This is a genomic window from Actinophytocola sp. KF-1, assembly GCF_054661535.1.
The window spans coordinates 433,091-457,845 of sequence record NZ_BAAFVK010000004.1; the positions used below are offsets into that span (position 1 = coordinate 433,091).

Below are 24,755 nucleotides of genomic sequence, written 5' to 3' on the forward strand. Positions count from 1 at the left end.
CGCCTAGTACCAGGTCATCTGGCCGGAGACGCCGCCACACGTCACCCGGACCCATTCGCCTGGGTAGCCGTAGTAGTTCCTGGAGTCGCGGGACTGGTTGGGGCCGTAGGTGTCGGTCACGAATCCCGCGGGCCCGTGCTGGCTGGTGAAGGTGCAGGTGACGTTCCCGCCGAAGTTCGCGGTCTGCACGTGGATGAACGCGCACGAGGGGTGCGTGCAGATGCCCGCGCACGACGCGCCGCAGGGATTGCCCTTGGTCACCGTGACCGTGGCCGGTGGCGGCAGTGTGTTCTGGGTGCGGGACCCGCTCACCGAGGCACGTCCGGCGTCGCTGACGGTCACGTTGATGGTGTCGCTGCTGCTGTAGCCGACGTCGTCGGCGCCGCTCCAGCTCCACGCGCCGGCACCGGTCGTGAACGTCCGGCTCTGCCTGCTGGTCTGGATCTGCACGGTCGCGGGCTTGCCGTTCGGGTTGACCGAGACGGTGAAGTTCACGACCGTGCCGTTCGCCGAGGTGTTGATGGCGAGGTCCCGGATCGGACCGTAGGTGGTGACCGCGGCGGTGGCGGGGGTGTTGCACGGGTCGCCCGCGTAGGCGCCGCCCGCGCTGCCGTTGCACGCCTGCAACGAGAGCTGCACGTTCTGCCCGTTCGGCAGCCCGGTCACCGTCTCCTGCACCCCGGACTGGCCGTCCGGGCTGTAGTTCCACGTGCCGCAGCTGCCGCCGCTCCACGTGCACGACACCGTCGACGTCCGCCCGTGGGTGGCCGGCGCGTCGAACCGGATCGTGGCCTGCCCGTCGTTGCCGGTGGGCGCCGCGGAGAACCCGGTGATCGGGTCCGGTGTCGCGGTCGCCTCCATCTCCGCGCCGGGGCTGGGCGGGGACGTGTGCGGGCCCGGGTCCGCGGCGGCCGCGGCGTTCGCCGCGGTGACCGAGTAGGTGTAGATGGTGCCGTCGTTGGGCAGGCCGTCGTCGGTGCAGCCGGTCGCGGTCACGCCGGAGCACACCGTCTTCGTGCCGCCGCCCGTGCGGGTCAGCGTGTACGTGGTCGGTGCGGGTCCGTTGGCGCCCACCGGCGACCACGTGACGTTGACCGACCGGGACGACGCGTTCGCCGAGTTGCCCGCGGTGAACGTGGGCGCCGCGGGCGCCTGCGGAGCACCCGCCGACTGACCCGCCACGGTCGCGGCCGGGCCGGGTCCCTGCTCGTTGACCGCGACGACGGTGAAGGTGTAGCGCACGTCGTTGTCGAGCCCGGACGCGGTCGCCCGGGTCGCGCCGCCGCCGACCGACATCCGGCCGCCGCCGGTCCAGCTGATCTCGTAGCGCTGCACCGCGGTGCCCTTGTTGGGCGCCGCGCCCCACGTGAGCGTCAGCCGGTGGTCCTGTGGGTCCGATGTGGACAGACCGGTGACGGCGCCGGGCACCGTGTTCGGCTTCGCGGGCGCCGAGCGGCCGCTCGGCTTGCTCCAGCCGACGAGGTTGCGGGCACGGACCGTGAACGAGTACGTGGTGCCGTTCGCGAGCCCCGTGATGGTGCACGGCGACGCCGGGCAGGTCTTCTTGCCGCCGCCGTAGTCGACCTCGTACGAGTCCACCGGAGCGCCGTTGTTCTGCGGGGCGGCCCACGACAGCTGCACGGACTCGCTCAGCACGGTCCGGCCGGGGACCGGCGTGCCCGGCGCGTCGGGCACCCCGAGCACGTTCAGCGTGATGCGCCCGGTGGCGTGCCGGTCCGCGCGGTTCCGGTCCGACACGTCGGTCGCCACCACGTCGAAGGTGATCGCACCGTGCGAGTCCGCGCCCGGGGTCAGCCGCACCCGCGCGCCGTCCGAGGTGGCCGACGCGTTCATCCCGCCGGATTTGCGGACGCTGACCACCGACACCTTCGGGTCCCGCAGCTGGGATCGGAAGTACGGGGTGAGGTCCACGGTCGCGGTGTCGCCCGCCTTGACGCCGTCGATCCTCGCGGGCGACAGCGACGGCGGCGCGGGCGCGACCACGCGCATCCCGAGCGTGGCGGGCGTCGCCTCGGTGCCCGCCACCCCGATCTCGATGGTACCGGCCGCGCCGGGCCGCGCGTCGGTGTCCGCGGTCAGCCGCAGCCGGTGCTCACCGTCGCCTTCCAGGTCGACGGCGGCGGGTTGCTGCCGCCAGGACGCGGTGTAGCGCAGACCGTCGAGGTCGTCCCGGTCCGCGACCCAGACGTGGCAGATCGCGGTGACGTTGACCGTGACGACGGGCCCGCCCTCGACCACCGGCAGCGGGGTGTCCGGGCAGCGCAGCACCGGGGTGTCGGGGCCGACCTGCACGGGCACCGTGATGATCGCCGTCGGGGCGCCCGCGTCGAGCCGCTTGTCGGTCACGACCTCGAAGGTGACCGCGGCCGGGCCCCGGTAGCCCGCGCCGGCCGTGAGGACGATCCGCCGTTCACCGTCGACCTTCGCGGCGAGTCCGTCCGACGGCGACGCCCAGACCCGGTCGGTCTGCGTCAGCCGGAGGTACTTCCCGCCGGGGCTGACCACGTAGTCCGCGATGTCGACGGTCTTCGTGCCGTCCTGCGGCACCTCGATCGTCTTGTCCGGCTTCGCGTACGGGACGCCGTTGCCCGGCCCCGGCACGTGGATCAGGCCGACGGCGGTCGCGCCGCCGCCGTCGCGCACCTCGTAGGCGACGGTCCTCGGCTGCCTGCCGACCGGCAGTGTCACCGCACCGCCGTCGACCGCCGCCTTCTCGTCGTGGACGGACACGACCTCGAGGTCACCCGCCGGACCGTCGAGGTCACCGACCTCGGCGAGCACGTCCACCTCGACCACGCGGTCGCCGGGCTCCGGCTTCGCGAAGACGTCACCCGCGGTGGGCGGCGAGTTCCAGCCGTCCTGGCCGCGGACGGTGAGCGTGCCCGCGGACGGGTCCCCGATGCCGTTGGTCAGCGCGTAGGACACCACGAGCGGCTTGCCGGTCAGCTCCGGCGCGACGAGGTCCACCACGCCGTCGCCGTCCGCCATGGACACCCCGTCCGGCAGGTCCGGGTTCAGCTCGTCGAGATCCGCCACCGTGACGGTGTCGTCGGGAGCGACGAGGTCGTTGGCGGTGACGTCGATCGTCAGGTGCGCCCCTGGCGCGGCGGTGACCACGTCGTCCACCGCGACCGGTGGCTGTGGCTGCCCCGGCGGGACCACCGCGACCCGGACGGCGGCGGTGCCGGTGCCGCCGAAGGGGTCGGTGACGAGGTAGGAGAACGTGTCCGTGCCCGCGCTCGTCGGGTAGGCCTGGTAGGTGATCGACGTGGCACCGATCGAGAGCACCCGGCCCCTGGCCGGCGCGGAGCCGATGGACGTGACCGTGACCGTGTCCCCGTCGGGATCGACCCCGCTCGTCGGCGCGGTGATCGTGACCGTGTCGCCCGCCACGACGCGTGCCTCCACCTGCTGCGGGATCGGCGGCACGTTGGGCGTCTCGTCGGTGGGCAACGGGTTGACCGTGACGTGCACGCGCCCGACCGCCGACTCGCCGGCCGGGTTCTGCGCGACGTAGGCGATCTCGACCGTCCTCGGCGACCGCACCCCGCGGGGCGCGACGAACCGCACCGCGTTGCCGTGCACGTGGGCCGCACCCGGGTCGGTGCCCTCCTGGAGCGCGGACACGGTGAGCCTGCCGCGTTCGGGGGCGCCGGGCACGTTCGCGAGCAGGCTGATCGGCGAGCCGCCGGGTGTGGTGTCGTTGTCCAGCACGGGAACCGTCACCGAGTCACCCGCGCGGACCACGGCGTAGTCGTCCTCGGGCACCGGCACGTCGTGCGCGGCGGCGGGCAGCTGGGTGACGGTGACCTCGCCCGTCACGGGCGCCGTCACCCCGTCGGTCACCGTGTACCGCACGAGCTGCGGGTTCGGCGTGATCGACGGGGCGAGCGCGTCGACCCGCAGCCAGCGGCCGCGCACGATCGCGACCTGCACGGCCGGGGGTTCCGACACGACCTCGGCCTGCTGCAGCACGAGCATCCCGCCGGACGGGGCGAAGTCGTTGACCAGCACGTCGACGGTGGCGGGCTGCTGGCCGCGGACCACCGCGACGTCCGGCATCGCGACGGGTGGTTGTGGCGCGGCGGGCGCCGCGGTCACGTCGACCCGGATGCCGCCCTTCGCGAACGGCGCGTTGCCGAACGCGACGGTGTAGTCGAGCAGGAACGTGCCCGGGCGGGACGCCGTCACCGTGACCTGGCCGGACCGCGCGTCGGTGACCACCACCGCGCCTGCCGGGCTGGGGACGTCCGCGGCGAGCTGCGTCCGCGCCGCGGGGTCCGTCGGGTCGGCGCCGGGGAGGTCGTTGTCGAGCGGCCGGATCACGACCGGCTGCCCCACCTGTCCCCTGGCGACGTCCGGTTCCGCGACGGCCGGGCTGCCTGCGGTCGCGTCGGCGGGCTGGACCCGCACGGTTTCGCTGCCCGGCACGGGATCCGCGATGTTGTCGGTCACCCGGTACTCGAGTGGCTGCGGTCCCGGCTCGACCGGCGCGACGTACTCGAGGAACCCGTCGGGCGTGGTGCTGACCGAGCCCGCCTTCGCCTCGGCGTCGACGAGCAGGACCGGGTCGCCGTCGAAGTCGCGCCAGTCGGCGAGCGCGGGCACGGACACCCGTCCGCCGGACGACGCGTTCCAGGTGCGGGCGGTGCGGCCGGGACGCTGCTCGGGCGGTTCGTTGTCCTGCGTGCCGCGGATCCGGACGGTGACGGCGGCGGTCGCGTTGAGGCCCCTGCCGTCGTCCACTGTGTACTTGAAGTGGATGTCCGGGCTCTCGGCGGGCACCGTGACCCGCACGGTCTGCCCGTTGGGTGCGACCGCGACGGTGGCGTCCGGGTGGTCGGGCGTGGTGACGCCGGTGACGGACAGGATGTTGCCCGCCGGGTCGGAGTCGTTGTCCAGCACGTGCAACACGGTGGTGCGGCCGGGGCGGGCGCCGAGCGTGTCGTCCATCGCCTTCGGCGGTTTGTTCCGCGCCTGGTCGGTGACGTCGTCGTGCTTGCTCTTGTCGCTCTGCTTCTGGACCGGCGGCGGCTTCACCGCGGACCAGTCGTCCACCTTGCGCTGGTTGGTCAGGTCCCACACCGCGCCGGTCGCGAGGTCGTTCAGCACGATCGCGGACCGGTTCACCCGGAACACCGGGTCGGTCAGCACACGCAGGTCCTTCAGGTTGCCCGCCACCGCTGGTCCGCCGTCGCAGGAACGGACGTACCCGTGCGGTGTTCCGGCCCACGCCGCGTGCACGCACGTCGCGAGCCGCACCGGCGCGGTCGGTTTTCCCTTCCCCGCCTGGGACATCGTGGTGACGGGGCCACCGTCGAGCGGGACGGAGTACAGGCTCGTGGCGGTGGCGACGAGCACGGCGCCCGAGTCCGGGCCGGACTGCTGCGGCACCGCGGTGTCGTCGCGTTCGGCGAGGCGTGTGGTCGCGCCGCCGGGCACCACGACGACCCCGTCGCCGGGCGCCAGCACGACCGGCCTGCCGCCGACCATGGTGGCGCGGACGGATCGGAAACGGGTGCCGAGGGAGTCGTACGCGGGTTCGGTGAAGGCGCCGCCGTCGACGCGCACCACGGCGGTCTTGCCGGTGGCGGACACCGCGAACACGGTGCCGTCCGTCCCGACGGCGAGCGAGACGCCGGCGTCCTCCTTGCTGCCGTCCACCGTGGCCAGTGGGGCGCCGGTGGTGTCCAGCGCGGTCAGCCCGGTGACGCCGGTGGCGGTGTCCACCCGGGACGCCCACACCGCCCCCTTCGCGGGGTCGAGCACCGCGACGGTGCCGCCCGCCATCCGCACCTGCGCGCCGGCAGGCACGGGAACCGCTTGCTCCGCCAGGGAAACGCCACGGGTGACGTCCACCGGGAGCAACGTCCCGGCCGCGCGGTCGCGTGCCACGACCGCCGCGCCGTCCTGCGCCACGTCGAGCTGGTAGCTCTGCTGTGCGCCCCCGGGCGGGTAGAAGGCCGCGTCGAGCGAGCCCGCGGGTTTGTTGAGCCTGCCGAACAGCCCGTCGCGGTCGCTGGTCACCCAGATCCCGCCGTCGTTGAGGTCGACCTGCCGCACCGGATATCCCTCGCTGGACAGGGCGTACGTCACGAGTACCCCCGCGGCGACCACCAACACCGCCGCGGATGCCAGCGCAGTGCGGTGCCGTCGCAGAAATGTCATGTGTTCCCGTCCGTGGTTCCCGAGTGCGGGTCAAGAATCACCGCGCGAATTGATCGCGGCACACGACGGGTATCGCCGGGACGGTTCACTGTGTTGCAACTGAACGAGATCCGTTGCGAAGAAATATCCGGCCGGGCGCGCGTCACCTGCCGTGACCTGATCGCGTTCGGAATTCACCCGGGGAGCCTGGCCACTTTTTGTCCCGAAATCCGGGGTCAGCCGCCGCACCCGGGTTCTGACCAGTCGGCCGTGGCGTGACTTCCGTCGGCACGCACGACCTTCACCTGCACGCACAACGGACCGGTCCCCTTGTGCGGCAGCACCAGTTCCGGCGCGTCCACGACGCCGCTCTCCCGGCCGTCCGGGGTCTGCCACGCGAACGTGTCGGTGGCGAGTTGTGCGGAGTACGTCCACGCGAAGCGGACGGCGCCGTCGCCGTTCGGTGCCGCGGTGACGGTCGGTCGGCCCGGTGGGGCGTCGTCACCGGGGAGGCCCGCGTCCTGCATGGCGTCGCCGGGATCGGTGACGTGCGTGCCCGTGGTGCCGGACGTGCCGGGTGGCGAGTCACCGTCGAACAAGAGGAAACCAGTGCCCAGCACCGCCGCGAGCACGCCACCGGCGAGCACCAGCGCAGGCCATCGCCGTCCCGGTGCCCGCGGTTCCGGCGCCGGGGCGGCCGGGCGGTGCTGGGTGCGTGCGGCGGGCGTTTCCCCGTCCGGCCTCGGCACGACCGGTCCGGGCAGGACGGTGTGCTCGACCGGTGATGGCTGCGGGGGGACGGGACGCCGGACCGCGGTGCGTGGCCGGAGCTGGGTGGCGCCACGTTCCGGTGCGGGAGGCGGTGCGGTAGGCAGGCTGGTGCGGAACTCGGCGTCGAGTTCGGCCATGCCGCGGGTCCGCTTCAACTCCTGCAGCTGCGCGCCGAGGATGCTCGCGGACCGTTGCCGGTCCCGTGGCGACGGCGCCATCGACTGCCGCAGCACCGCCTCGAACTCGGGTGGGACGTCGGGCCTGCCGAGCGGTGGCAGCGGCGTGTTCACGATCCGGGCCATCATGGCCTCGACGGTGTCGCCCGGCGTCGGCACCCAGAACGGCGAGTGCCCGACGAGCAGGTGCCACAGGGTCGCGCCGAGGGAGTACACGTCGGACGGCACACCGGCGGTCCCGCCGCGCACGACCTCCGGCGGCGCCCACGGCACCGACATCGCGACCTCGTCGGTGGACACCGCGTTCGCCATGCGCCCCGCGATGCCGAAGTCGGCGAGCCGCGGCTGTCCCCACTGGTCGGTGAGGATGTTGGCCGGCTTGATGTCCCGGTGGAGGATCGCGGCCTGGTGCGCGGCGGCCACCGCGCTCGCCACCTTGATGCCGGCGGTCAGCACCTCGTTCACGGTGAACCGCCCGCGGCTCGCGCGCACCGCGTAGTTCTCGCCCGAGCAGTAGGACATCACCAGGTACGGCCGGTCGTCCGGGGTCACGGCGGCGGAGAACACCGTCACGATGTGCGGGTGGTCCCCCAGCTCCGCGATCGCGTTGGCCTCGTCGGTGAACTGGCTGCGCACCTGCTCGCCCAGCCCGTCCCGCAACACCTTCACCGCGACGTCCCGCGCCGGGTTCTGCTGCCGGTACCGGTACACGTCGGCGTACCCGCCGGAGCCGATGACCTCGACGAACCGGTAGCCGGGGATCTCCGGTGGCGGAGCGGTGGTCACGACGTCACCTCGAAACGAAAGCTGATCTCGTCGGACAGGACGACCTCGGTGCCGTGGCGCAGTTCCACCGGCACGTGCGGGGTCAGCTCGGCCGTGCCGCCGTCCGGTCCGATCACGACGGTCCCGTTCCTGGACCCCAGGTCCACCACCAGCACCTGCCAGCCCGCGAGCCGCACCTCGACGTGGTTGGCGGAGATGTCCGGACGGCGCAACGCGATCCGGTCCACGTCCGCCTGCCCGGCGGGCTCCCGCCCGAACACCACGCCGCGCTCCAGCACGATGGGCTCGGGATCGGTCGACAGCCGCAACACCCCCAGCCGGGGCCTGGTGACCTCGGCCGCCTCCCGGTCCGTGACCGGGGCACGGCACACCCGGCAGCGCTCCGCGGTCAGCGGGTTCGGGTGTCCAGCCGGGCACCGCACGGCCTGGACCCGCACTCCCCGTCCCGTCGCGCGCGGTGGGCGCTGGAGCGTGGCACCCGGCTCGGTCTGCGTGACCGGCGGTGGCGGCGCGTCACCGGCGCGGCCGACGGGCGCCCAGGGCAGGTGGTCGATGAAGCCGGCCGGAGTCGGTGCCGGCGGCGGAACCCGTGGCGGTGGCTGCTCAGGTGGTGGCGCCAGGCGCGGTCCCGGGGTCAGCCGGGCCGTGGCCTCGACACCCGCGGGCACCGCGGCGGGCGCAACGCTGGGGGTGAAGAGTTCGTCGTACTGGCGGCTCTCACCGTTCCCCTCACCGGCCGGCGCCACCGCGATCACCGGCCGCGGCGCGACGCGCGGCGGCACGACCGGGTCCGGGGTACTGGCGGGCGCCTCGGCGGCCGCCGCGTCCTTCTGGGCCGCGCCCGCCACGACCTCGTCCCGGCCGACGACGACCGTCGACGCCAGCGCGATGCCGTGCGACAACGGCAGGACCGGCGCGTCGTCGTCCGCGCCCGGCGTGGCCATCCGCATCGCCGGCGCGTCGAACGCGGTCTCGTGCCAGGTCGGCGTCGGCACCCGTTCGGTCGCCTGCCACTCCCCCGCCCCGTCGCGCCTGGCCAGGGCGACGTCGCCGCGCACGAGCGCGCGGTCCCCCGAGGCGAGCACGAACGCACCGATCGCACGCAGTCCTTCGTGGACGATCGCGCCCAGCACGTCGTCCACGGTCGCGCCGCCGGCGACCAGCCGCCAGCACTCCCGCACCACGGCGGTGTCCGGGGCCGCGTCGGTGAACAGCGTCAGTTCCCGGCCCGCGAGGAGCGTCCAGCGCCCGGGGACGTAGGTCCGCATCACGGCCGGCTACCTCCCACCACGAGGCGCGGTCGTGCTCACCGGCTCACCGGTGACAGCGAGGTGGTCGACCACGACGACCGTCACGTTGTCCCGCCCACCGGCGGCGAGCGCCATCGCGATGAGCCGGTCCGCCGCGGCCTGCGGTGCGGTCTCCTCGCCGAGGACCCGCGCGACCAGGTCGTCGGTGACCTCGCCGGTGAGCCCGTCCGAGCAGATCAGGAACCGCTCCCCCGGGACGGGCGGGAACAACTGGAGGTCCGGTTCGGACGCCTCCGGCGACCCGAGCGAGCGCGTGACGATGTTGCCGAGCGGGTGCTCACGGGCCGCCTCCGCGGTGATCTCCCCCGCGGCCACCAGCTCGGCGACATGGGAGTGGTCCTCGGTGAGCTGGGTGAGCACACCGTCGGCGAAGCGGTACACACGCGAGTCCCCCACGTTGAACACGAGCCAGTGCGCGGAACCCGCGACCTGGACCTGGCACAACCCGGTGACGGTCGTGCCCATCCCCGCCTCGTCCGGATGCTCCGCCGCACTCGCGACGATGGCGTCGTGGGCACCGGCCAACGCCGAACGCACGTCGTCGGGCCGCAGCGGCGACCGGCCGGCCAACCCGGCGAGCCGCGCGGTCGCGATCGCGCTGGCGACCTCACCCGCCGCGTGCCCACCCATCCCGTCCGCGACCACGTACACGCGCTCGGTCGCGAACCAGCTGTCCTGGTTCACCGCCCGCGCGCGCCCGGTGTCCGTACCCCCGCCGATCGCGACGACCGGGCCGTCGGTCATGCCGGTACCGCCATCAGTTCCCGCACGCGCGCCACCGCCCCGTCCCGCGTGGACTTGCGGCTGGTTCCGGGGTCGGCGAGGGAGTCGGAGACGTACCACTCACCGGCGGCGGTGGTGACGACCGCGATGCGCGTGTCCCCGGAACGCACGAGCACGGCCGACTCGTTCCCGCCTGCGAGGCAGGAGTCGATGAACCCGGCGAGCTGGTCGCCGAGCCCACGTCCCGGGTCCAGCGCCGCCACCGCGTACCGCCCGAGCCCGATCGGCTGCAGAACGAGCCCCACCACGGGCCCGGTGAACAGGCTGAGCAGCACGGGTTGGCCATCACGCCAGCCAAGCGCCTTGGTCGCGGTGGTCGCGGTGCTGAGCGCCCCGATCACGCCGACCAGGTCGTCGGCAGGCACCACCCGCTCACCGTCGTGCGAGCACAGCCCACGCGCGAGCAACGACGCCAGCCCGGCCGCGGCGTTTCGCCCGTCACCGGCGAGCCGGAGCTCGGCCCGCACGTCGACGTCCTGCGGCTCCCGTACCCGCAGGAGAAACTCGATCTCGGCGAACGTCAGCACGAGGTGGTCGGACATCAAGAACCTCCTAGAAAGCAAAGAACTCGCCGACAGCGTCGAGCCCACCGGACAACACGCCCCCCACCGCACCGGCGACGTCGCCGACCGCGTCGGCTGTGCCGGCGATCGCGCCACCAACCGCGGCGGCCGTGTCACTGATGGCGTGCGCGGTCTGGTCGACAGCGTGCGCAACGTCGGCGATGCGGTCCTGCGTCCAGTTCAACGCACCCTCGGCGTCGAACGTCGTGTAGATGTTGAAGGCGAGCTGAGCCCCGCCGACGGCGAGCGCGGCGATGCCGATCGCGGGACCGCCCACCGTCACCGCCCCGACGGCCAAACCGATGAGCGCCGCGTCGAACGCGACGTTCACCGCGCTGTTGAACACCTCGTGCTCCGGGTCACCGTTCCTGACATGGTCGACAAGGGCGTACACGTCGACTCCTGTCGAGAGGATCTGCAGCGGTCCGAGCTTCCCGGCAAAACCGGCGAACCCCTTCGTGAAGCCCGGGACGTCATCGACCGACCACTTCTTGAAGGTGTCCGGTAACTGCTTGACCAACTTCTTCAGATCGGCCCCGAAGAGGCCGCCGTCAGCCGCGTTGAGGAGGCCCGGTGGAAGCGCCGCGAGCCCGCCCCCCAACATGACCCCCTCGATCCACTCCCACGGCATCGCGAATCCGGGCTGTCCGTCTGTACCCGTCGTGCCCCGGCCCAAACTCCAGTGCCCCCCGCCCAAGTCGCCGTGGTCACCGCTCGCGACGCGTTGTTCCTGCGCGTTGCGGTGAAGAAGCCGGGCGGCCTCGTGGCTCTCGGTCGCGGTGGCGCGCAGGATCCCGGTCAGCTGGTGATGCCACTGCCAGCGGAAGTCGTCCGCGTCGCCGCCCTCCCAACCCGCATACGCGAGCAGCGACGAGACCTCACCGCCGATGGCGTTGAGCCGGTCACCCGCCCGGGTGAGCGTGTCCCCCAGTCCATCGAGCTGGTCAGGGTCGCTCCCCAGCATCCGCCCCATGCGCAGCTCCTCCAGACGACGGTGACCACGGTTCACGCGCGGCCGTGCCGCGTCCGCCCTTCCATCGTTCGATCCCCCCAGGACGTTGCACGTCCACTGAGAACCGTTGTGTCGAGGGTCGCCCGGGGCCGGGCCTCAGGTCGGTGATCAACGCGGCGACCGGCATCTCCGTACCCGGGTGCGTCTCACACGTCGCGCTCAGCCGACGCGGTTCCGAAACCACGTGGAGCGCCGGCACTCTGATTTCTGGCGTACGACCGCGACTCCCGACCGCACTGGCCGACGCCGACGGTAAATGATCGGCGTCCGGAAGGCACACTGCCAGATGCCGATCATTTCCCGGTGGCGATTCAAGAAATCTTTTCACCGTTGCGGAGCGAGCGAGAACCGCGTCACGTCTCGACGCTGCAATTGTTCTCCGGGCGGATCTTGATGCCCGTGACGTAGTGGGGCGAGGTCTGCAGGAAGTACCAGCCGTGCGGTTCGACGCAGGTGTGCACGCCGTCCTCCCAGCGCAGCCAGGCCACGTCGTCGTTCCTGGTGTTGTACACCTCGTCCGCCGCGCGGCTCGCGGTCAGGTTCTGGTAGTAGGTGGTGACGTCCTTGAACGAACCCGTTCTCGTGCCGTTCTTGTAGAAGCACACGTACGGGTACGGACAGCTCGGCGCGGCGGCCGACACGCCGCTCACCGGCGTCATGCGGCCCGCGAGCGCCCCGTCATGGCTCGCCGCGGCGCGCCCATCAGTGCTCGCCGCGGCGGTGCCCGCCACCCCGAGCGTCGCGACGAGAAACGACAGCAGGCCGACAACGATCAATTTGAGTCGCATGAATTTCTTCCTCCCTCGAGTGACATTCCGGAAGAAAGAACGTGAGACGTCGCCGAACACGCGTTTCGGCTGAGCGTGATCGCCCATGGCTCGACATTGAGGCGAGCGGTGAACCCCCCAGTTCCTCCCCCGAGAATTGCGTCGAGACTATCCCCGCCTCAAGAACGTGTCAAGCCGCCCGGAACATCGACATTGATTGCGATCAATACGCATGATCCGATTTTGGTCGGTAAACAAATATAAAGCCCGAACCGGCCGCGGGCTCATGTCGTGCGGCACCACAGCAGCTCCGGGGCCGCGCCGCGATCGCCGACCACGATGGCGTCCTGGCCGAACTCCGCGCCGATGGCCGACGCGGTGTACCGGTCCAGTCCCACGGCCAGCACGCTGTCCTCGGGCGGCCAGTCCGGGTCGGTGCCGATGCCGATGCCGGGCAGCACCGGCACCCCGGTGGCGCGGAGCCGCTGCCGGAGCGCGTGGTCGCGCCGCTGGTTCTCCGCCACGGGAAGCACGCGTCCGCCGGGGCTCCACGCGGTGAGGAATGCCCAGCAGTGGGCGTTTTCGCTGTGCAGCAACGCGTCCAGGTCCGGGCTGGGCCGCCCGATCCGGGCGTCGACCGGTCCTCGTGGGGTGACCGTGCGGAAGGTGGTGGTCCGGTACGCCTCGGCGAGGTCGTCGGGAACGCCGGCCGGCCGGCGCCCGGTGCGCAGGGTGAGGCAGGTGTCCGGCCGCCAGTCGGGCAGCGGCTGCGCGTGCACGCGCCCGGTCCCGCTGTCGTACACCAGGCGCACGCCGCTGACCTCGGCGGGCAGCAGACCTGCCTTCTGCTCGGCGAACGGGCGCTGTGGCACCGGCACCCATCCCGGTTCGTCCCGGCCGATGAGCGCTCCGGCCGGATCGCGCAGGTGCGGGCCGAAGTACATCCAGCAGGTCTGGCCGCGGGTCTCCGCGGTGAGTGCGGGCCGGGCGAGTGCCGAGAACATGCCGTAGTGCGCGAGCCAGGCCTTCTCCTCGCCGACCGGGCCGAACTGGTGTCCGTCGACGGCGTGGCCGAACACGTCGTGCACCACGCGGAACAGGTCGTTCGCGAGCAGTTCGACACCGTCGACCACGATGCCGGTCGGTGCGAGCACCGGGTGGTCGGTGTGCTCGGCACCCACTTCGCCCCACCTCGCGTGCGTGGCGAGGACGTACAGGTGCCTGTGCCGCCGCACGTCCTCGATCATGTGGCGGCTGTCGCGGTAGGGCTCGTCCCGGTGCGGCCACAACTCGATGCGCAACCCCAGGGCCGCGACGGCGAACTCGTACTGCTGGGTGATCTCCTCGATGTACTGCCGGTAGGACGCCGCGACCAGGGGGTGGTCCGGTTCGTGCCGCATGGCCGTGAACTGGTCGGCGACGAGCATGCCCAGCTCGCCGGTCACCGGCGCGTACCGCGGGCTGTCACACCCGGCGAGGCCGGACGCGACGACGTACTGGGCGGCGCAGCGGCGGAGTTCGTCGTCCACTCGGCTTCGGCCAGTCGTCGTCATGCCCGCCTCCCCGCGTCACACCGCAGATCCGGCTCCACATCGAGGGGTTCACCGAAGACGCGCTGCCAGCTGTCGACGATCTCGTCGGCGAGGAAGTCCGGGAACGGGTGGACGCCGGGCCGCGGCCGTGCGTACGACAGCAGGTCGATCCCCAGGTTGTGGGCGTGGAAGACGGGGTCCAGGTACCGCACCAGTCCCGGATCGCTCGCCGCGAAGTTGACCGGCCGTTTGCCGCACAGGACGTCGTCCGCCGCGAACGCCGCGCCGAACTCGTCCTCCCCGCCCATGTTCGCGAGGTGGGCGCCGCGGAAGGCGCCGGGGTCGTAGCACGTGGTCACCACGCCGGGCACCCCCGTCGCGGTGACCACCGCGAAGGCCTGCCGCGCCCAGTCGGACACCACGTCACGCTCCCCGGCGTGCACCGCCGCGCACCCGATCGCCTTCGCGGCCGCCACCGCACCCGCGTCGACGTCCACGACGGCGATCCGGTTGGTGTACGGAGCGAGCGCGCGCACGATCCCCCTGCCGACCTTGCCGTACCCGAGGACGAGGAACGGCTGTCCGTTGATCGGCTCCGGCACCAGCCGCCGGAACGCGTGCACGAAACCGCGTCCTGTGCCGAGCAACGCCTCGAGGTCCTTCACCCGGCTCTCGTCGACAGCGATGACCGGACAACCGGGTTCGGCTGCGCGGTAACGGCGGGTGCCGGTGCCGGTCAGCTCACAGACGCCCAGCCGCGGCGTCACCAGTGGCTGCAACTCGCCGCCGCAGTCCAGCACCACGTCGAACTCCTCGCGAAACCGGTACTCCGCGCGGAACTCGATACCAGCGGTGCGCAGCGCTTCGACGCAGCGCCGGTCGGGGCTCATGAAACCCGGGCTGCTGACCACGAGATCGGCGCCACCCACCGCGAGCACTTCGATCTTGCACATCGTCTCGGCGGTGAGCGGCACGTTGTGCAACACCTTCAGGCCGGCGTACGGCCGCACGCGTTCCGCACGACGTCGTGCCCGGCGCAGGAACAGCAGTTCTTCGGGTGGGAATCGCGCCGTGATCTCCGCGAAGAGGTCAGGCTCGGTCACAACGGGACCGATCTCGCGCCAGCGTAACGTGGTCACGGGCGGAAGTTGCCATCCGACAACACTAAGCGGGGCCGGTCACCGCAGGGCCAGGCCGGGGTAACGCACCGTTGGTGCCCGCCCATCAGCCGGCGGCCACGGGGCCGGCGCACGGAGAGGTCTCCGGCGACACCGCGCGCGCGGCCCGGTGGAGGAACGCGGGAACGGACGCGACGGCCTCGGTTGGGTCGCCGCGCAAGCGGCTCTCCAGGGCCAGGTCGCCGGTGTAGCCGATGGTGGTCAGGGCGGCGATGATGGCGGCCCAGTCCACGTGGCCTGCGCCGGGCTGGAGGCGGTTCGAGTCGCTGACCTGTACGTGCCCGAGGTGAGAACTCCAGCGCAGCAGGGCTTCCGCGGGGGCGTCTTCCTCGATGTTCATGTGGTAGGTGTCCGCGCCGATGCGTATCGACGGCAGGCCGATCTCGTCGATGAGGCTCGCCGCCTGTTCCAGGCGGTTCACCATGTGGTCCTCGTAGCGGTTGAGGGGTTCCAGGAACAGGGTCACGCCTTCGCTTGCCGCGTGTTCGCCCAGTTCGGCCAGTCCGGTGAGGAGCACCTCGCGGTCCTCGGCCTCGGTGCGCGGCGGTTCGAACGGCGGGAGCCTGCGGGAGAACATGCCGTAGGAGGCGGGGGTCATCGCGCCGACGCCGCCGAGTTCGGCGATCACCGAGAGCTGGGACCGCATCTGCTTGATCGCGTCGGCGCGCAGGGCCGGGTCGAAGGCGCCGAAGAAGTGCAGCATGTCCACGCACACCGTGCGCATGACGACGCCGTCCGCAGCGGCCTCGCGGAGTTCCGGCAGCCGCTTCTCGAGCGCGAGGTCGCCTTTGCCGCGCAACTCGATCGCGTCGTAACCGGCTTTCGTGGCGAAGTCCCACTTCTCCAGCAGGGTCGCGCCCGGCAGCAGCTGCTCCTGGCAGGACACACTGATCATTCAGCTCTCCGTGTAGTCGAGGACGACCTGGAGCGCGTCGCCCGGGCGCTCGTCCAGCAGCTGGTACGCCGCGGCGACGCCGTCGGGCACCCGGACCCGGTGGCTCACCAACGCCACGGGGTCGATCGCGCCGTTCGCGGCCAGATCGAGGAACGTGCGGTTCATGCGGTCCTGGTCCCAGCGGCCCGCGAGGCGTGGCGGTGGGCCGCCGATCTGTGAGCACACCAGCTCCACGCGGTTGTGGTGGAACTCCTCGCCCAGGCGCAGCCCTGCCGCGTCGCCCTGGTAGAACCCGGCGGCGACGACCCTGCCGCCCACCGTGACCGAACGGATGGCCTCGTGCAGTGCGGCGTGGGTGCCGGACAGCTCCACCGCGACGTCGGCGCCGCGACCGCCGGTGAGCGACCGCGCCAGTTCCGCGGCACTCGTCTCCCGCACGTCCACCGCCGCGACCGCGCCGAACGCGGACGCCGTCGCCAGCCTGGACGGGATCGTGTCGCACGCGACCACCCGCGCCCCCGACAGGGTCGCCAACCGGGTCGCGAGCAGGCCGATCACCCCCTGCCCGAACACCGTCACCAGCTCACCCAGGTGAGGTTCGGCGGCCAGGACGGCGTTGAACGCGACCGCGCCGACCCGCGCGAACGTGGCGGCGAGCGGGTCGAGGCCGGGCGGGACCACGTGACCGTCCAGTTTGGATGCGGGAACGACGGCCTCGCTGCGGTGGCCCCAGATGCCCCACACCACGTCGTCGACCGCGGGCAGCCCGGGCTTGCCGACGACGTCCGCTGACACCTCGGTCACCACACCGACCTCCGAGTACCCCCAGCCCACCACCGGGTAGGGAGCGGTGGCGTCGCCCGGCACGAACAGCCGCCGCTCCTCGTCCCACGTGCGGTTGAGGTACGGGTTGGTGCCGCGGTAGGCGGTCAGCTCGGTGCCCGCCGAGATCCCGGAGTACATCGTGCGCACGCGCAGGGAGCCGGGCGGGAGCGGATCCTCGCCGGTCTCCACCACCTCCACGCGGCGCTCGCCGACGAACTGGACCACTGTGCCCAACGCATCTCCCTCGCGTCGTCCCCTCGTGGAGCGGCAACCTACCGCACGATCGATCACTCGTGCGCCGAAGAGTCGCGAATGCCGGGAACGGCGGTGGTGGCAGCGGACTGCCGGGGTGAAGCCGCGAACGGGGCCGTCCTGTCGCCGGAGCTCGACGGCCCGCTGCCGGGTCTACGCGGCGGCTTCCGCGCACATGTCGTCCGGGAAGCTGTCCAGGTACTCCTGGAGCGGGCCCAGCCCCACCGACGCACGTCGCTCGTCCACCCGCTCGGGATCGATGAGCGGACGCAGCGCCACCGCACCGTCGACGCAGGTGACCTGTGTGCCGTAGATCTGGAGCCGTCCGTGGTTGACCGCCGTCCGGTCTTCCAGGTAGGCCAGCTCGACCGGGTCGGCCTGCCCGGCGGCGGCCGCCGCCCGCATCAGCTCCAGGGCCTGCTGCTGGAACGCGGGGTCGTGGTCGGAGTGCTGCGCGATCACCCAGGCCGCGGTGGCACCGTCGACGCCGACCATGCGGAACGTGGGCCACCCGTACCGCGCGATGATCCTGCGCAGCCGCTCGGTGCGCTGCGGACCGTGCCACGGGCCGGTGTAGTCCGGGGACTGCTCGTACTGGTCCTGCGCCATCATCGCCACCAGCTCCGCACGCAACCCCGGGCGGCACACCGGATCCGCCGCCGCCGCGCCGGCCGAAACCCCGGCACCGATCAGGAGTACGGACAACACCAGGGCGATCGCCGTGCGAGCCATCTCCACAGTATCGCCGCGAAGCGCACCACCGGGAAGGGCCTGGGCCCGCGAAAGTGCCCACTCCCACAGCCCGGGTGCGGTGAGGTGTCCGTGCGGGGACGAGAACACGGTCCGACGGGCACACGCCCGCCGGACCGTGTGAATCGCGTGGGGTCAGCCCATCTCAGCCCGCCACCCGGGTCAGCCCGCGACCAGTGCCACGTCGTCCAGCACGAACGACGTCTGCAGCGACCAGTCCTCGTTGCCGGTGAACCTGATCGTCACGGTCTGGCCCGCGAACGCGCCGACGTTGAACTGCCGCAGGACGTAGCCCGAGGACGCGTCCAGGTTCGAGTACGTCGCCAGGGTCGTGCTGCCCGCGGCGACGGTGAAGAAGTCGAACGCCGGACCCTCGTACTCGTCGGTGTCGATCTTCAGGTACAGCGACAGCACCGAGTTGGTGCAGCCCGCCGGGATGGCCACCGCCTGCGTCAGCGTCTCGGTGCCGGTGGCGCCGTAGCCGCTGATCCACGACGAGTACGAGCCGGTGCGCGGCGCACCGGTCCCGGCCCACCGGTTGATCGTCCACGTCGCGTTCGACCAGCCCGTGGTGCCGCTCTCGAACCCGCCGTTGGTCAGTTTCTGGCCGGGACTCGAGCACGAGCCACCCGCCGGGCTGATCGTCCACGTGAACGTCGCGCTACCCGTGCGGTTCGCGCTGTCGGTCACGGTCACCGTCACGGAGTACGTGCCCGCGGTCGTCGGTGTGCCGGACAGCCGGCCGGTGCCCGGGTCGACGCTGATGCCCGGCGGCAGTCCGGTCGCCGACCACGTGTACGGCGGCGTGCCGCCGGTGGCGGACATCGCCACGCCGACCGGGGAGCCGACGGTGCCCGTCTGGCTGCCCGGGTTGGTGACCACCGGGGATCCTGGCGTGCCGCCCCCGGTGTTCACGAACAGCAGCCGGTTCGGTGAGCCGGTACCAGGGCTGGTGATCTTGCCGGTGGTGGCGTTGTTGATCATCGTGGTGGCGACCTGCGCGGGGGTCGCGGCCGGGGTCGCGCCGAGGATCAGCGCCGCGCCGCCCACGACGTGCGGGGTGGCCATCGACGTGCCGCTGATGGTGTTGGTCGCGGAGTCGCTGGTGTGCCACGCGGAGGTGATGTCCTGGCCGGGCGCGAAGATGTCGGTGCAGGTGCCGTAGTTCGAGAACGAGGCACGGGCGTCGGTGTTGGTCGACGCGTTGACCGTGATCGCCTCGGCGACGCGGGCCGGGGTGAAGTTGCAGGCGTCGGCGTTGGAGTTGCCGGACGCGATGCCGTAGGTGACACCGTCCGCGATGGAGTTGCGGACCGCGTTCTCCGTGGCGGCGTCGGAGCCCTGCGCGCCGAGGCTCATGTTCGCCACGGCCGGGCCGGAGGTGTGGTTCGAGGTCACCCAGTCGATGCCCGCGGCGACACCGGCGAACGAGCCGGAACCGGTGCAGCCGAGGACTTTGACCGCGACGAGCGTGACGCCTTTGGCGACGCCGTACTGGCTGCCGCCGATCGTGCCGGCGACGTGCGTGCCGTGCCCGTTGCAGTCGGTGTTGTTGCCGTCCCCGGTGGTGTTGGTGCCCCACACGGCACGGCCACCGAAGTCGCTGTGGGTGGTGCGGATACCGGTGTCGATCACGTACGCGGTGACGCCGGACCCGGAGTTGGGGTAGGTGTAGCTGGAGTCCAGCTGCGGGTCCCGCTGGTCGATGCGGTCCAGGCCCCAGCTCGGCGGGTTCGGCTGCGTGTCCGCCACCGACACCCTGGCGTTCTGCTCCACGTACGCGACACCTGGCTCGGCGGCCAGCCGCTTGGCTGCCCGCTCGCTGAGCTTGCCCGCGAAGCCGCGCAGCGCGTGCTGGTAGGTGTACTCGATCGAGGCGCCGTGTTTGCCCGCGAGATCGGTGGCCATCGCCCGCACGCCACCGCGTGTCGCCGCGGCCTCGTCGTCGAACACGACGATGTAACTGTCCTTGATGGCCGCCGGGTTCCCGGCGCCGAGAACGATGCCCTCGTCCGCTGCCGCACCGCTGTTCGCGGTCAGCACCAGCGCGCTCGCCGTCGCGACCACTGTGCCGAACCCGGCGATCCGCCGGGACCGTGGTCTGCGGAGTATTCCCATGACAGGTTCTCCCTCGAACAAAAGGGTTCACCGGCCGACGGGACACACCGCGCCGGCCGGACTGCAGGGTTTGGCACGTTCGCGCGAACGTGCACAGAATCCTAAGGGAAGCGCGCCGGAAAAGTACAATGTTAGCCGATTCGGCGTCACGGCCGCTGGACCGAAAGGCGTACATTATCGTGGAAGAATCCCCCGAATCCACGATGGATTTACCAACATCAACTTTCCCGCGCAGAAACCCCTTCGTGGTACGCGAAGATCGAATACCGCGGCCGCCGGACTCATCCGGCCCACTGTGGACGTGCGGCCATTGAGACTGGGATATGACGGCCATTCGGCGTCTGGAGCCCCCTGCACCGGTGCGTTAGCATCGATTTGCAATGGGAGGCGCTAATCGCCCCATATCGCGATCGTTCGCAACATTCCGGCGTAGGTGAGTTTTGAGGTGTAATGGCGACATTGATCGTCGGCAACAGTCGTACCGTGGAAATGGTGGGCGAACTGGCCGGACTCACCCCGGACGAGCGCGCGGCGGGCGGCTGTGTCGCCCAGCGGATGTTGTGGTTCGCGCGGGACGGTGACGTGCTGGTCCTGCCACGGCTGCCGCGGCCGGAATACCTCCGCTACGTCACCGGGTTGACCGGCGTCGACCCGGCGTCACTCGCGTTGCTCGCGCCGCCGGACGGTGTTCTCGGCGCCGATCTGCTGACTCCGGACCGGTTGGCCGCCACGCGATTCCGCCACCAGGTACGCGAGGCCCTCCGCGGCCGGGCGGTCGACCGGGTGCTGGCCGTGTTCCACGACGTGCCGACCGTCGAGTTCGTGGACGCGGTCGGGTTGCGGTCCGCGTTGCCCGGCTGGGCGTTCAGCGCGCAGGACGGGAACGCGTTGGTGAACAGCAAGGCGGTGTTCCGCGCGGTCGCCGCGGGTGCGGGTGTGCCGATCGCGCCGGGGTGGGTCGTGTCGCGGCCGGGCGAGATGGCGACCGCGCTGGCCGGGATGCTGGCGTCCGGCGAGAGCGTGATCGTGAAGCAGGAGTTCCAGAGCGGCGGTATGGGCAACGAGGTCCTGAGTGTGGGTGACGGCGTGCGCCTTGCGGGCGCGCCCCGGCTCGTGGTGCTGCCCGAGGTGGCGGCGGTCACCGGGTACGTGGCGCGCCGCTTCGACGAGTTGACGCTGGGCGGCCGACACCGCCTGGTGGTCGAGCGTTACCTGGCGGACTGCGCCACGGTGTACGCCGAGTACCTGGTCGGCGCGGACGGCGAGGAGTTGCGGGGAACCGGGGAACTGCTGATGGAGCCCGTCGTGGTGGGCGAGGTGGTGCCGGCGCAAGCGCTCACCGGCGCGGCCGCGGACACGCTCGTGGCCGAGGGGCGCAAGCTGTGCCGCGCGTTCCAGGCGATGGGCTATCGCGGATACCTGAGCACCGACGCGGTGCTGACCCCGGCCGGGGACGTCGTGTTCACCGAGACCAACGGCCGGTTGAGCGGATCGACGCACCTGCACGCCGTGGTCCGCTCCCGGCTCGTCCCGGAGCCGTACCGGGAACGGCGCGTGCTGCTGGAGCGGGGCGGCTGGCCGGTGCCGTCGTTCGCGCGTGCGGTCGAGCGGCTCGACGAGACCGGTCTGGCGTTCGACCCGCGGACCGGCACCGGGGTCGTGCTCACCGGTGACCTGATGCCCGACAGCACCGTGACGCCCTGTGTGGTGGCCGAGGACGCCGACGCCGCCCGGGCGGTCGAGCGGCGCGTGACCGCGCTGTTCGCCGGCTCTCCCGCGCTGACCGATCGGTAGGCGGATGGACGCTGTGGTGATGCGCCGGTTCGGCGGTCCCGAGGTGCTGCGCGTGGAGCAGGTGCCCGAGCCCGTGCCCGGTGCGGGACAGAGCCTGGTGGACGTGGCGCTGGCCGGGGTCAACTTCGACGATCTCGAACGCCGCGCAGGCGACACCCTGCCGCAACCGCTGCCCGCCGTACTGGGTGTGGACGTGGTGGGCCGCCGCCGTCGCGATGGGCGGCGGGTGGCTGCCCTGCTGCGCCGGGGCGGGGGCTACGCGCAGGTCGCGGCGGCCGACGACGCCCACACCATCGAACTCCCCGAGCACATCGACGACGCACAGGCCGTCGGGTTGCTCGAACAGGGCGCCACCGCGTACGGGGCGCTGGTCCTGGCGGGCCGGTTGCGCGCAGGCGAGACGGTCGTGGTCTCGGCCGCCGCGGGTGGGGTGGGCCACCTCGCGGTCCAGCTCGCGGTGGCGCTCGGCGCGGGTCGCGTCATCGGGATGGCGTCCACACCGGACAAGCGCGCGCTGGTCACCTCGCTGGGTGCCGGCATCGCGCTGGACCCGGCCGACGGCGACATCGGCGCACGGCTGCGGGAGTCGACCGGCGGGGCGGGCGCGGACCTCGTCGTGGATTCCGTCGGCGGCGCCCTGGCCCGGTCGGCTCTGGGTGGTCTTGCGCCGTTCGGACGGCTGGTCACCATCGGCTGGCGCGGCGGTGCCGAGCACGGCCCGATCCGGGTGTCCACTGAGGAACTGACCGATCGGTCGATCGGCTGCGCGGGGTTCTGGATGCGGCACGTGGTGGACGACCGGCCGTTGCTGTGCGGCATCGCCGACGAGCTGTTCACGCTGGCCGCCGAGGGAAAACTGGCCGCGCACATCGACCGGGTCGTTGGCCTGGCCGGCACCGGTGACGCGCACGCCGCGATGACCGCTCGGGCCACCGCGGGCAAGGTCCTGATCGATGTGAACCGGGAGCTCTGATGTACACCCGCTACTGCCGGTCGATGCTCTGCACACCTGCCATCGCCGACGACCGGTACACCAGCTGCCACCGGTCCGGCGCGGACGTCTGCCTGGTCGACCTGGAGGACTCCGTTCCCGAGCCGCGCAAGGAGGAGGCCCGGCGCAAGGCGCAGGCGTTCTTCACCGGTGCCCCCGTGCGTTGCGCGATCCGGATCAACGCCCTCACGGAGGCGGACGGGATGCGCGACCTGCTGGCGGTGCGCCGGTACGCGGTCAAGCCGGCGATCGTGCTGATCCCCAAGGTGGAGTCCCAGCGGGACGTGGAGATCGTCGAGCACGTGCTCAGCCCCGAGTGCCCGCGGGTGGAACTGCTGGCGGTGATCGAGACGCCCCGAGGGCTGGACCGTCTCGACGAGATCGTCGCGGCGTCGCCGCGGCTGCGTGCGGTGATCTTCGGTGCTGCGGACTACGCGACCGCGCTGGGGACCGGGCTGGCGTGGGAGCCGCTCAGCTACGCGCGGGCGAAGCTGGTCAACGCCGCCCGCGCCGCGGACATCTACGCGATCGACGCACCCACCTTCGATCTCGCCGACCTGGCGCTGCTCCGCGACGAGGCGATTCGCGCGCAGGTCCTGGGGTTCAGCGGGAAGGTCGCGCTGCACCCGGCGCACGTGCCGGTGCTCAACGACATCTTCTCGCCGGACGCCGCGCAGTTGGAGCAGGCCAGGCGGATCGTCGTCGCGGGCCAGCGCAGCGGGCAGGGCATCACCACGGTGGACGGGTCGATGATCGGCCGTCCGTTCTTCGAGGCGTCCCGTCGCCTGCTCGAGGAGTTCCGGCCGGACACGCACAAAACCGAAGCCTGACAGGGGAACAGGAGACGTCGATGACCGACACCGAGGCCACCCGGGTGGTGGGTGCCCACCGGCACCGCAACAGCGAGAAGCTGGTCGAGATGTCCGATCCGGTGTGGCAGGCAGCCGCGGATCACGGGCTCATCGGCATCCGTGTCGGCGGTGACTCCAACAACCGCCTGGTGGTGACCGAGACCGGGCACGAGTTCGTCAACCTGTGCTCCTGCTCCTATCTCGGCCTCAACTACCACCCCGCGGTCATCGAGGGTGCGATCGACGCGCTGCGGGTCTCCGGCACGACCGACCTGGGGTCGTCCCCCACCCGCATCCGGCACGAGCTGCAGGCCCGGCTCGAGGAGGAGCTGACCGACCTCTTCGGCGCCACCGTGCTGCTCGGCAGCTCGTGCAGCATGCTCACGGCGGGCATCCTCCCGCTGCTGGCGTCCGGGCACCTCGCCCCCGGCGGTCCGCGGGTGATGGTGTTCGACCGTTTCTGCCACTTCTCCATGGCGTACGTGAAGGCGATCTGCGCGGACGAGAGCCTGGTCCTCACCTGCGGGCACAACGACCTCGACTTCCTGGCGGACGTGTGCCGCCGCTACCCGAGCGTGGCCTATGTCAGCGACGGCGCTTACTCGATGGGTGGCGCCGCGGCGCTGGACGGGATGCTCGAACTGCAGGACCGGTACGGGTTGTACCTGTTCGTCGACGATTCGCACTCGCTGTCCCTCATGGGTGAGCACGGCGAGGGTTTCGTCCGGTCCCGGCTGACGATGAGCCCGCTGACGACCATCGTCTCCAGTCTGGGCAAGGGTTTCGGCAGTGACGGCGGCATTGCCATGCTCGGGGACCCGGCCATGGCGCCGTTCCTGGCCCGCCACGCCGGACCGGTGGGCTGGTCGCAGAACATGGCGCTGCCCGTGATCGGCGCCGCGCTCGCGAGCGCCGCCATCCACCGGTCACCCGAGCTCGGCGAGCTGCAGAGCACGCTCCGAGCGAACCTGGACCACCTCGACGAGCTGCTGCCCAGCCCGTTGGCGGGCAACGGTCTTCCGGTGCGCCGGATCAACGTCGGCGACGCCGACCGGGCCGTGCGCCTGTCGGCCGAGCTGTACCGCCGTGGCTACTACTGCTCCGCGGTGTTCTTCCCGATCGTCCCCCGCGGCGAGGCGGGCATCCGGATCATGGTCCGCGCCGACCTCGACCGCGAGCTGCTGACCACCTTCGCCGGCCACGTCCGTGACGTCACCGCGGAACTGTGAGGAC

At 71.9% G+C, this 24,755-nt stretch carries 17 protein-coding genes; 4 read left to right on the plus strand and 13 right to left on the minus strand.

The window, feature by feature from the left end:
- Positions 1-3: 3 nt before the first annotated feature.
- The 13 genes from ACYQ77_RS15005 to ACYQ77_RS15065 form a co-directional block, all read right to left on the minus strand.
- A complete protein-coding gene (locus ACYQ77_RS15005) occupies positions 4-6,189 on the minus strand; it encodes an Ig-like domain-containing protein (protein WP_459711505.1) in 6,186 nt (2,061 codons plus the stop codon).
- 215 nt (positions 6,190-6,404) lie between these two features.
- Entirely contained in the window at positions 6,405-7,901 is a 1,497-nt protein-coding gene (locus ACYQ77_RS15010) for a serine/threonine-protein kinase (RefSeq protein WP_459711507.1), read from the minus strand.
- The gene (locus tag ACYQ77_RS15015) at positions 7,898-9,169 is read right to left on the minus strand and encodes an FHA domain-containing protein (protein WP_459711508.1); all 1,272 of its coding nucleotides are present in this window, start codon (positions 9,167-9,169) and stop codon (positions 7,898-7,900) included. The genes ACYQ77_RS15010 and ACYQ77_RS15015 overlap by 4 nt, the downstream gene beginning before the upstream one ends.
- A gap of 9 nt (positions 9,170-9,178) precedes the next feature.
- Positions 9,179-9,955 (minus strand): PP2C family protein-serine/threonine phosphatase, encoded by a 777-nt coding sequence (locus ACYQ77_RS15020; protein WP_459711510.1) that lies wholly within the window; start codon positions 9,953-9,955, stop codon positions 9,179-9,181.
- A complete protein-coding gene (locus ACYQ77_RS15025; RefSeq protein WP_459711512.1) occupies positions 9,952-10,536 on the minus strand; it encodes a hypothetical protein in 585 nt (194 codons plus the stop codon). The genes ACYQ77_RS15020 and ACYQ77_RS15025 overlap by 4 nt, the downstream gene beginning before the upstream one ends.
- Before the next feature lie 10 nt (positions 10,537-10,546).
- Positions 10,547-11,530: a hypothetical protein gene (locus ACYQ77_RS15030; RefSeq protein ID WP_459711514.1), complete on the minus strand. Its 984-nt coding sequence runs from the start codon at positions 11,528-11,530 to the stop codon at positions 10,547-10,549.
- Between the two features lie 392 nt (positions 11,531-11,922).
- On the minus strand, positions 11,923-12,357 hold the full coding sequence (locus ACYQ77_RS15035) for a hypothetical protein (RefSeq protein WP_459711517.1): 435 nt from the start codon (positions 12,355-12,357) through the stop codon (positions 11,923-11,925).
- Positions 12,358-12,620: 263 nt separating this feature from the next.
- Positions 12,621-13,889 (minus strand): DUF3293 domain-containing protein, encoded by a 1,269-nt coding sequence (locus ACYQ77_RS15040; protein ID WP_459711519.1) that lies wholly within the window; start codon positions 13,887-13,889, stop codon positions 12,621-12,623.
- Positions 13,886-15,007: an NAD-binding protein gene (locus tag ACYQ77_RS15045; protein WP_459711521.1), complete on the minus strand. Its 1,122-nt coding sequence runs from the start codon at positions 15,005-15,007 to the stop codon at positions 13,886-13,888. Before ACYQ77_RS15045 ends, ACYQ77_RS15040 begins: the two co-directional genes overlap by 4 nt.
- An 85-nt stretch (positions 15,008-15,092) precedes the next feature.
- Positions 15,093-15,941 (minus strand): sugar phosphate isomerase/epimerase family protein, encoded by an 849-nt coding sequence (locus tag ACYQ77_RS15050; protein WP_459711523.1) that lies wholly within the window; start codon positions 15,939-15,941, stop codon positions 15,093-15,095.
- Positions 15,942-16,991 carry a zinc-dependent alcohol dehydrogenase gene (locus ACYQ77_RS15055; protein WP_459711926.1) on the minus strand — a complete coding sequence of 350 codons (1,050 nt, stop codon included), beginning with the start codon at positions 16,989-16,991 and terminating at the stop codon, positions 15,942-15,944. It abuts the gene before it with no gap.
- A gap of 180 nt (positions 16,992-17,171) precedes the next feature.
- Positions 17,172-17,750 carry a DUF6624 domain-containing protein gene (locus ACYQ77_RS15060; protein WP_459711525.1) on the minus strand — a complete coding sequence of 193 codons (579 nt, stop codon included), beginning with the start codon at positions 17,748-17,750 and terminating at the stop codon, positions 17,172-17,174.
- Positions 17,751-17,930: 180 nt separating this feature from the next.
- Positions 17,931-19,886, minus strand: coding sequence for a S8 family peptidase (locus ACYQ77_RS15065; RefSeq protein WP_459711526.1), 1,956 nt, complete (start codon positions 19,884-19,886; stop codon positions 17,931-17,933).
- 450 nt (positions 19,887-20,336) lie between these two features.
- On the opposite strand from ACYQ77_RS15065, the gene ACYQ77_RS15070 reads away from it, so the two are divergent.
- From ACYQ77_RS15070 to ACYQ77_RS15085, 4 genes are read left to right on the plus strand one after another with little or no spacing between them, the layout of a single operon-like run.
- Positions 20,337-21,680 (plus strand): preATP grasp domain-containing protein, encoded by a 1,344-nt coding sequence (locus tag ACYQ77_RS15070; protein ID WP_459711528.1) that lies wholly within the window; start codon positions 20,337-20,339, stop codon positions 21,678-21,680.
- Positions 21,681-21,684: 4 nt separating this feature from the next.
- Positions 21,685-22,653 carry a quinone oxidoreductase family protein gene (locus ACYQ77_RS15075; RefSeq protein WP_459711530.1) on the plus strand — a complete coding sequence of 323 codons (969 nt, stop codon included), beginning with the start codon at positions 21,685-21,687 and terminating at the stop codon, positions 22,651-22,653.
- Complete coding sequence (locus ACYQ77_RS15080) at positions 22,653-23,501, plus strand: HpcH/HpaI aldolase/citrate lyase family protein (protein ID WP_459711532.1); 849 nt, start codon at positions 22,653-22,655, stop codon at positions 23,499-23,501. The genes ACYQ77_RS15075 and ACYQ77_RS15080 overlap by 1 nt, the downstream gene beginning before the upstream one ends.
- A gap of 20 nt (positions 23,502-23,521) precedes the next feature.
- Entirely contained in the window at positions 23,522-24,751 is a 1,230-nt protein-coding gene (locus ACYQ77_RS15085; protein WP_459711534.1) for an aminotransferase class I/II-fold pyridoxal phosphate-dependent enzyme, read from the plus strand.
- Positions 24,752-24,755: the final 4 nt, after the last annotated feature.